Source organism: Natranaerobius trueperi (assembly GCF_002216005.1).
GTDB lineage: Bacteria > Bacillota > Natranaerobiia > Natranaerobiales > Natranaerobiaceae > Natranaerobius_A > Natranaerobius_A trueperi.
On sequence record NZ_NIQC01000031.1, the window covers coordinates 20,824 to 30,109 of the forward strand.

Below are 9,286 nucleotides of genomic sequence, written 5' to 3' on the forward strand. Positions count from 1 at the left end.
TATGAATAAAATAAACACTCATCCGATTGAGGCAGAAAGTATGAAAATTATTGAAAACAAAGTTGATCTAACAACTTTTGATGACAAAGAATCTCCTATAGTTAAAAGAATCATTCATACTACAGGAGATTTAGAAATTCATAAACAAGTGAAATTTTCCGAAAAAGCAATTTTAGAGGGATTAAATTCTTTAAAGCAAGGAACTGATATTTTTACTGATGTAACCATGGTTACTGCTGGTCTAAATAAAAAAAACCTTAACAATTTAGGGTGTAACATACACTGTAATATCAGTGATCAAAAGGTTAGAGAAATTTCTAAAACTAAAAAACTCACACGTGCTGAAACATCCTTTGAACTATTTGGTGAAAATATCCATAACAAAATAGTTGCTATAGGAAATGCTCCAACAGCTCTTTTTAAAGTGATAGAATTATATCAACAAAAAAATATTAAACCAGCTCTAGTTGTGGGTGTCCCGGTTGGTTTTGTTGGAGCCATGGAATCAAAAGAAAGCTTAAGAAAATCCGGGTTAGATTATATAACAATTACTGGTTATAAAGGTGGTAGCCCTATAGCAGCTAGTATTATTAATGCTTTATTAAGACTGATGTAAGATATCTAACCATTTATAACCAGCACAGGGATTAGAAGCTAGGTGGATATGTAGGTAACTCGCTACTAAATTATTTAAAACATATCCACCTTTTAAAGTATTTCTTCGACCTTTTAGCTCATATGCTAAAGGATATTCTTCGGCTTCATTATCAGGGATAAACTCAGAATAGCGAAATTCATGACCTCGGATTGTTTCACCTTTAGATAATAAAAAAGAGTCATTAAGTGCTTTTGCTTCTCTGTATCCTAAAGCTACTAATTTAGATTTCATGTGAATTTTTCCTGGAATAATTCCTGACATAGGATAATTATTTCCTTGTAAATCAGTTAAAGAGCGTGTAAGATATATAAACCCTCCACATTCAGCAAGAATAGGTTTCCCTTTTTTATAGAAGTCAATTAAACTATCCATAAATTTTCTGTTTTGTGATAATTCCCTTGCAAACATTTCAGGAAAACCACCACCAAGATATACTCCAGAAACATTTTTGGGTAACTCTTTGTCTTTAAGTGGTGAAATGGGAACCCACTCGACTCCCCTCTCTTGCAACCAGTCAAGGTTATCTTGATAATAAAACGAAAAAACTTTATCATTTGCTATAGCAACTTTCGCTATTTTTTTAAAGTTGCTTTTATTAAAAAAAACTTGTTTTACTTTACTCCAATTTTGATACTTATCAGCTATATGAATTATTTTATCTAAACTTACAGTTTCATTAAAAACTTCAGACAATCTATCTATTTTACTATTTAACTCTTCAGACTCGTCTACTGGAGTTAGTCCTAGATGGCGTTCTGGTATCTCTATTCCAGTTTCTTTTGGGATATAACCTAAAATCTCAATACCTTCCATATTTTTTATTGCTTCACGTAGATAATCATAATGCCCCTTTGAAGAAACTTTATTTAAAATAACACCACAAACATTTACATCTTCATCAAAGGTTTTAAATCCATGTACTACTGCTGCTACACTTCTAGCTTGGCTCTCAGCATTAACCACTAGTATGACAGGAGCAGTAAGCTTTTTAGCAATTTCTGCAGTACTTGCCTTATCAGTATTACCACTTTGTCCATCATATAATCCCATGACCCCTTCAATCACTGATATATCTGAATTTTTTGAACCTCGTTGAAAAATTTCTTTCATAGTGTTAGATGTCATCATCCAGGTATCTAGGTTTCTAGAAGCACGGCCTGTAATAAATGTATGAAAGCCAGGATCTATGTAATCAGGTCCGACTTTAAAACCTTGGACTTGGAATTTTCTTTTCATAAGTGACTTCATAAGCGCCATTGTAACAGTAGTCTTCCCACTACCACTAGTCGTACCTGCTATTACTACTCTAGGTATATGCATATAGTTCACCTACCATAAATTTTATTTTTCTGTTATTATTTTATCAGAGTTTAATGCTAGAGCAAGGTTGGTGAGATAAATGAGTGAACAAAACAGAGGGCTGATTTTTTTATACACTGGTTCAGGAAAAGGAAAAACCACTGCTGCTATAGGCCTGTGTTTTAGAGCTTTAGGACATGGTTCTAAAAGTTGTATTATACAATTCGTTAAAGGTAAAGAAAATACTGGTGAAGTTTTAGCTCTTGAGTATGTAAAAGGACAGATTGATATAATACCTATGGGGCAAGGTTTAATTAGAAATAATCCAACACCAACAGATATTGAAATGGCTAATAAAGCTTTAGAAAAGGCTAAAGAGCTCATCTTTAATTCGGACTACGAAATCATAGTATTAGATGAAATTAATATAGCACTTAAAAAAGAACTGATAGATATTAATCTGGTAAGTAAATTAATTAACAAAAAACCTATAAATAAGCATATTGTTCTAACAGGTAGATATGCCCCTTCACAACTATTTGATTTATGTGATACTGTAACTATATTCGAAGAAAAAAAACACCATTTTAAAAAAGGATGTATAGCTAGAAAAACTATCGAGTTTTAATCATGCTTTATTTTTTAGGAGGTAATTTTATGGAAAAGAAATTAGTTAGAACAGAATCAGATAAGATGATTGCTGGTGTATGTGGTGGGTTTGCAGAATATTTTGATATTGACTCTACTATTGTAAGGTTAATCTTTGTATTAATAGGATTATTATCCTTTGCTATACCAATTGTACTATTTTATATCATATCTTATTTTGTCATTCCTCAAGAAAATGACTTTAGATAAAAGGGAGGTAACATAACCTCCCTTTTTCTAATTATCTAAAATATCTCTAAAATAATCAGTTTTGTAAATAAGATTCGATACATCTAGAGTGTCTTCTGCTTGTGCTATCAATTCTTCATCATTTTCAACCTCTACCTCTTTCCCAGTTTCTAGATCATAGAATGTCCTTGTTTTTGAGTAATAATAAATATCATCTTTAATAAAAGATCCTTCCTTTAAAATAACCTCATCTTCACCTGTATTTAAAATATCTCTACCCATTGCATAAGGGTTTTCAATTCCTAATAAGTTACCTACTGTAGGCATAATATCAATCATTCCTGCTTGCTCGTCAATAACTTTACTATTTAAACCTCCACTTGGATCATGGATCATAAAAGGGACCTTATGAATCCCCACTCTCTCAACAGGATCATGAATATTTACACTAAAAAAATCATTTAGTTCTTCATAATCTCTTTCATTATAATTAAATGCTGCATGATCACCATATATTGCTATTAAAGTATCTTCTAATAATCCCTTTTCTTCCATCTCATCATAGAATTTACCTATAGCGGCATCCGTATAATGAATAGACTCAATATAATCTCCGACTATTGTATCCTTATAAGGATCAACATTAATTTCATCATAGCTTTCTAAATAATTAAATGGATGATGACTTGTAAGTGTAATAATAAATGCATTAAAAGGATTCTCTAGTTCTTCTAAATATGGTACACTTTGTTCTAAAAATGTTTTATCTCCTAACAAATCGTTGTGCATTTCATCTTCTTTATAATGTTCTCTACTAAAGAACTTTTCAAAGCCTATATTAGGGTAAGCTTCATCACGATTATAAAAATCTCCATAATGGCCATGTAAAGCCGCTGTTTCATAACCTTCTTTTTTTAGAGCATGGGGCCAAGAATGAAATTTATTATCAGGGTAGCGCATATAAACACTAACATTATCTAGTGGATATTGAGATAAGTTAACTAATACCTCTGCATCAGCTGTTGCCATTTCTACCTGATCATAAACATTTTCAAAATAGATACTTTCATTAAATATTTCGTTTAAATTAGGAGTTATTTCCTGACCGTTTATTTCTTTATTAATTACAATTTCTTGAAGTGCTTCTACTTGTAAAACTATCAAGTTTTTATTTTCCATCTCGGCAGTTAATCTACCTTCACTAATAGCTTTGTTTGCAAACCATTGTTCAATTTGTTGAACATTTCTTATGTCTTCTTTTTGTCTTTCTTCAACTAATGGTGCAGAAGTTGCAGCTTCTTTAGCATAGTACATAAATAGTCCTGATTCTTTTAATTGAATATTTTGATGATGTTCTAAATTACCAGTATATATACTCATAATTGGTGTCCATAAAAGTATCGTTACTGAGATTACAATAACTGCTTTCATCGGAGGAGATACCTTGCTTTTTTCATTAATTTCATTGTAATGTTGTTTACTAAAAATATAAATTAAAATTGGTATATCTAAGAGCCAAAATATCTCTCCTAAACGGATGGTAGAATATAATGCTTGAAACATAGATAATCCCTCAGTAGAATGTGAAACTGTATCTAATGAAATATAGCTATGAAAGAACTGATTGTATAAACGATTGGCAATTATTATAAAAGATAAAGAAAAATTTATAAGGATACTATAGATAATTTGTTTTTTACGTGTCTTAAATAGAAGTGTAGGTGTTAATAGCACAAATATTATACTTAAGTTTGAAACAATAAAAATCACAATTGTTAGTAACCGCCAATCCCAATCCGTTTCTGGAGCTTTTATACCAATTGAAAAAAAGACTATCTTTAAAAATGAAATCAATGCGATTGTTAAAACAATCTTGTGTCTATCGTAGTTTATTGCTATTAGTTTATTTAATAACTTTTTTATATCCATTACTCCCCTCCTATAACCTTTTCTTTTGTAATTTTAATATATTTATTGTTAGTTATAAAGAGTATTTAAATAGTAAATCCAACCCTCTGTTCGTATCTTAGGATTTTCTGGTGGTTCTACTAATGTTGGAAGTTTACTTGTCGTATATCTCATACTATAACATAGAGCCATAATCGCACAAAGAGCAGCATCATAACTATGACTTCTTTCATATAAATCATCTGGAAGTAATGATTTAATGAATTCTATCTGATATGATAAGTTTAAATCATTCAAAATAGTTTTAAATATTGCAGGATAAACTTCAATAATTTCCCTATAATTATCTTGAATTTCAAATGGATGTATTACAAAACTATTTTCATAACACCATTTTTTACAATGTACCATAGCAACTGTATAATTATTACCTAATCGATCAAATGTTGCTGACAATGGTTTCTTTCCTAAAACTTTATAGATATGCCTATCTGTAAACCGATATGCAAGTGGATTTTCTATTTCTCTATCAGGTCTTACAAAGGTAAATTTGTCATTTTGTAAATTAATAAAATCTTCAGGAATACCAAGTGGAGCATCAACACCAATAACTACTTTAGATGCAGATTCTATTTCCTTTTCAAAGCCTGTAATTAAATCATTGAATGATATAAGCGACCTTTTAGGGATTGAAACCTCTTTTAATTTTCCTAACCAATGAAAACTATTATGTTTCCATTTACAAACTGCAATACCGTGGTTTGAACCCATCCAACCACCTACATCCCAACCTATACCTATCATATGTGACAAGATAATCACCCTTAAGTTTTTTTATAAATTATAACAAAAAAAGACCAGGTTGTAAGCCTGGCCAAATCTATAAAAAAAGAGGTACCTCTTTCATCTTAAGTCTCTGATGGAATTATATCGATACTATCTTCAACTTCAAGTTGTACATCCTCTATCCATAAATTAACTAAATCTTTACCATCATACAGTTCAATATCAAGTCCTTCAGCATATTTTCTTGCATTTTCAGTGAATCTAGAAGTTGTTACTATAAATCCACCTTTAGCACCTTTTTTTATCATTTGTGAATGTATGATTGCTATTGGTGTGTAATCAACAGTATTGGTTTCATCAAAACACTTAACCTGCCCTAAATACAATTCTTCACCTTGAAAGTGTTCAATATCAATACCACCGTCACCAGTACTTTCTGTAACTATAGCGTTCCCTCCGTAATGTTTTTCAAATAAATTAGCTACAAACCTTTCAAAATCAAATGGTGTTTCATTTCCTTCATTGTTATTGAACCTATAAATTAGACCTTTTATCAAAGTTCTTTTTAATTCCCTATCATTTTCTTCAATATACTCTAATTTTTCTCTTAACTTTAATGATGAACTATAATATAGGTGAAAACTATATAATCCTGCTACACATACTATAATACCTAATATTAATACGAAAGTATCCAATTTCCTTCCCTCCTTTTGCCTAGTTATTATCTCCATAACTAAAAAAACTATACTTTTTTTAACAAATTCTTTATTATCTATACCATTATAGGGTAAAATAAATAGAAGAAGAACAAAATTTAAGGAGGACTATTATGTGGAAAAAGTATCGCTTTTATATTTTAACTGGTCTATTTATTTTTATCCTTTTGTCAATTCGTCAAATATCAGTCATTCTAACTGATATCCAGTGGTTTAGTAATTTAGGGTTTAGTCAATTATTTTGGCGTCCAATCGGGTTACAATTTGGATTTTCTTTAATCATTTTTTTAGTAGGAGCTAGCTTTATATTTTACAATTTACGAATAGCAAGCAAAAACTTAATAACTTTAGAGGAAGAATCTAGATTTTTTGAAACTAGTTTTGCTCCATATGCAGATTTAGTTCGCTCAATTGGAAAATTAGGTCAGGGGCTAATTGCTATTATTCTAAGCTTTATTTGGACTGGGTCCTTTAGTAATCTATGGCAAGAACTAGTATATTTTTTTGGTGGTACCAGTACTGGTATGAGTGATCCTATTTATAATTTTGATCTATCATTTTACTTATTTAGACTACCTTTATTTCAAAGAATTGTCACTAATCTACTTGGTTTAGTGATCGTAACTACAATTATAATCGGTCTTCTTTATGTAGCTAGAGGTACAATTTCTTTCTATGTGTTAAAACGAGGATTGAATGTAAGTAAAAATAACAGTCTAAAGCATTTGAATCTTTTATTAGGAGTAACCTTTCTTCTGTTATCATTTAATTTCTTTTTATCCTTGTTTGAACTATTATTTTCAGACCAAGGTGTAGTTTTTGGTATGGGGTATACAGACACATATATTTCACGACCTGTTTATATTTTACTAGCAATTTTTGCTTTAGCTAGTTTTCTATTAAGTTTAGCTAATATTAAATGGAAAAAATATAGATGGTCGATCATCTGTTTAATAGGTATAATGGTTCTATCAATTTTAGGTTCAGTTACTGCTTCTGTATTTCAATCAGTATTTGTTTCTCCAAATGAATTAACAAGAGAGGCTCCATTTATTGAACACCACCTAGAAATGACACAAAAAGCTTATGGAATTGATGAAATCTCAGAACAGACCTGGCAGGTAGTAGATGAAGAAACTTCTCCTGAACTTACTTCTGAAGTAAAAGATAATGTTAGGTTATTAGATTATCGGCCACTACGTGATGTATACAGAGAAGAACAGGAATATCGTCGTTATTACCAATTTAATGATGTTGATATGGGGCGTTATACGGTTAATGATACATATCATCAAGTTATGTTATCTGCAAGAGAACTAGATGTAGATCTACTTCCTGAAGGAGCTCAAACATCTGTAAATAGACATCTAAAATACACTCATGGATACGGTCTTGCTATGAGCCCAGTAGGCGATCTTACCCCTAATGGTTTACCAAATTATTTTTTTAGAGATATGCCTATTAAAGATCAAATTGGTATTAGTCTTGATCGTCCTGAGATTTACTTTGGTGAATTAACTAATGATTTTGTGCTAGTTAATAGTGATGAAAGTGAATTTAATTACCCAGGTCAGGAAGACATTGACCATACTTATGAAGGTGAAGACGGTATAAATATGAATCTTATGAACCGAATATTATTTTCACTAAGAAAAGCAAATTCATTCTTATTGTTTTCACAAGAGTACTCAAGTGATAGTCAAATACTTTTTGATAGAAATATCATCGATCGTGTAGAAAAAATTGCTCCATTTTTCAGATATGATAGTGACCCATATCTAGCTGTTGCTGACGAGAAACTATATTGGATTATTGACGCATATGTGGAAACTGATAACTTTCCTTATAGTCAGCCATTTGAAGATAATAAAAATTATATAGAAAATCCAGTAAAAGTAGTTATTGACGCTTATAGTGGTTCAGTAGATTTTTACTTAGTAAAGGATGACGATCCTTTTAGCCAGGCTTTAGATAGATTCTTTCCAGAATTATTTACAGATCTAGATCAAGCATCAAATGAACTTAGAGAACAGTTTAGATATCCAGAAGATTTATTTAGCGCACAGGCTAGTATTCTAAAAAATTATCACATGGAAGATCCAGTAATATTTTATAATAGAGAAGATGCCTGGGATATTCCAACAGAAAGTTATCGCGGAGAAAGTATAACTATGGAACCATACTATGCAACATTAGACCTACCTAATAGTGAAGGACCAGAATTTGTATTAATGATACCCTACACACCTGTTGAAAGAAATAATATGATTTCCTGGTTAGGAGCAAGAAATGACGGTGAAAATTACGGAGAACTAGTTTTATACCGTTTTCCTAGGGGTGAACATTTACGCGGTCCTCAACAGATTGAATCAAGAATTGATCAAGATGATCATATTTCACAACAGATTAGTCTTTGGGATACAAGAGGTTCTAATGTAATTCGAGGCAATTTACTAGTAATACCACTCGATAACGGTATTTTATATATTGAACCTTTATTTCTACAAGCAGAAGAAAGTAGTTATCCAGAAATGAGAAGAGTTATCGCCTCTTGGCAAGGCAAAGTAGTTATGACAAATACAATAGACGAAGCTCTAATAGCTTTTGGTGCTGATCCTGAAGAGTTAGATATAGAAGACCCTGAAGATATTGAAGAAGATTTTGAAGAAATTCCAGACCCTGAACTTGGAGATGTTGATGAACTAGTTCAAGAAGCTTTAGAAATTTATCAACAGGCAGATCAAGCTTTAAGAGTAGGAGAGTGGTCAGAATACGGTAAAGCTATTGAAGAGTTAGAAAGTATTCTACAAGAAATGCAAAGCCAAGTAGAACAATAAAAGTCAGGGGACTGTCCCAAAAGTATAATTAAATTTTTGGAATATCGCCCTTACTTGTAAGATGAATTAAAATTTTAAATTGAGAAGATAAAAAAGCAGCCCAACTAATCTTTTTAATATGTTAGGGCTGCTTTTTTTAACATATTATGTGCTAAACTCATCAAACCTATTTCAATATTAACCTTTTCTATACCACGAAGCACAAATCTTCTAAAAACACGATTAGCCTTGAAATGACCATA

Annotated in this window: 8 protein-coding genes; 4 read left to right on the forward strand and 4 right to left on the reverse strand. The window is 31.1% G+C overall.

Annotated features, from left to right (window positions below; all coding sequences use genetic code 11):
- Window position 1 precedes the first annotated feature (1 nt).
- Entirely contained in the window at window positions 2-616 is a 615-nt protein-coding gene (locus tag CDO51_RS11120) for a precorrin-8X methylmutase (protein WP_089024329.1), read from the forward strand.
- On the opposite strand, the gene CDO51_RS11125 is transcribed toward CDO51_RS11120, so the two are convergent.
- A complete protein-coding gene (locus CDO51_RS11125) occupies window positions 602-1,978 on the reverse strand; it encodes a cobyrinic acid a,c-diamide synthase CobB (protein ID WP_089024330.1) in 1,377 nt (458 codons plus the stop codon). The two genes, CDO51_RS11120 and CDO51_RS11125, sit on opposite strands and share 15 nt — an antisense overlap.
- A 79-nt stretch (window positions 1,979-2,057) precedes the next feature.
- Between CDO51_RS11125 and CDO51_RS11130 the strand changes: the two genes are divergently transcribed.
- Entirely contained in the window at window positions 2,058-2,585 is a 528-nt protein-coding gene (locus CDO51_RS11130) for a cob(I)yrinic acid a,c-diamide adenosyltransferase (RefSeq protein WP_089024331.1), read from the forward strand.
- Between the two features lie 29 nt (window positions 2,586-2,614).
- Window positions 2,615-2,815, forward strand: coding sequence for a PspC domain-containing protein (locus CDO51_RS11135; RefSeq protein ID WP_089024332.1), 201 nt, complete (start codon window positions 2,615-2,617; stop codon window positions 2,813-2,815).
- Window positions 2,816-2,842: 27 nt separating this feature from the next.
- Here CDO51_RS11135 and CDO51_RS11140 read toward each other — a convergent pair whose 3' ends face one another.
- The 3 genes from CDO51_RS11140 to CDO51_RS11150 all read right to left on the reverse strand — a co-directional run bounded on the left by CDO51_RS11140 (window position 2,843) and on the right by CDO51_RS11150 (window position 6,186).
- Window positions 2,843-4,723, reverse strand: a complete 1,881-nt coding sequence (locus tag CDO51_RS11140; RefSeq protein WP_089024333.1) for an LTA synthase family protein — start codon at window positions 4,721-4,723, stop codon at window positions 2,843-2,845.
- Window positions 4,724-4,771: 48 nt separating this feature from the next.
- Complete coding sequence (locus CDO51_RS11145; RefSeq protein WP_089024334.1) at window positions 4,772-5,515, reverse strand: DUF429 domain-containing protein; 744 nt, start codon at window positions 5,513-5,515, stop codon at window positions 4,772-4,774.
- Between the two features lie 95 nt (window positions 5,516-5,610).
- Entirely contained in the window at window positions 5,611-6,186 is a 576-nt protein-coding gene (locus tag CDO51_RS11150; RefSeq protein WP_158212440.1) for a restriction endonuclease, read from the reverse strand.
- A 134-nt stretch (window positions 6,187-6,320) separates the two neighbouring features.
- On the opposite strand from CDO51_RS11150, the gene CDO51_RS11155 reads away from it, so the two are divergent.
- Window positions 6,321-9,044 (forward strand): UPF0182 family membrane protein, encoded by a 2,724-nt coding sequence (locus tag CDO51_RS11155; RefSeq protein ID WP_240503559.1) that lies wholly within the window; start codon window positions 6,321-6,323, stop codon window positions 9,042-9,044.
- Window positions 9,045-9,286 lie beyond the last annotated feature (242 nt).

Bases quoted from the DNA above. Each gene is read 5' to 3' on its own strand.
- CDO51_RS11130 (WP_089024331.1), top strand. From the start codon at position 2,058: ATGAGTGAACAAAACAGAGGGCTGATTTTTTTATACACTGGTTCAGGA.
- CDO51_RS11140 (WP_089024333.1), bottom strand. From the start codon at position 4,723: ATGGATATAAAAAAGTTATTAAATAAACTAATAGCAATAAACTACGAT.
- CDO51_RS11125 (WP_089024330.1), bottom strand. From the start codon at position 1,978: ATGCATATACCTAGAGTAGTAATAGCAGGTACGACTAGTGGTAGTGGG.
- CDO51_RS11135 (WP_089024332.1), top strand. From the start codon at position 2,615: ATGGAAAAGAAATTAGTTAGAACAGAATCAGATAAGATGATTGCTGGT.
- CDO51_RS11155 (WP_240503559.1), top strand. From the start codon at position 6,321: ATGTGGAAAAAGTATCGCTTTTATATTTTAACTGGTCTATTTATTTTT.
- CDO51_RS11120 (WP_089024329.1), top strand. From the start codon at position 2: ATGAATAAAATAAACACTCATCCGATTGAGGCAGAAAGTATGAAAATT.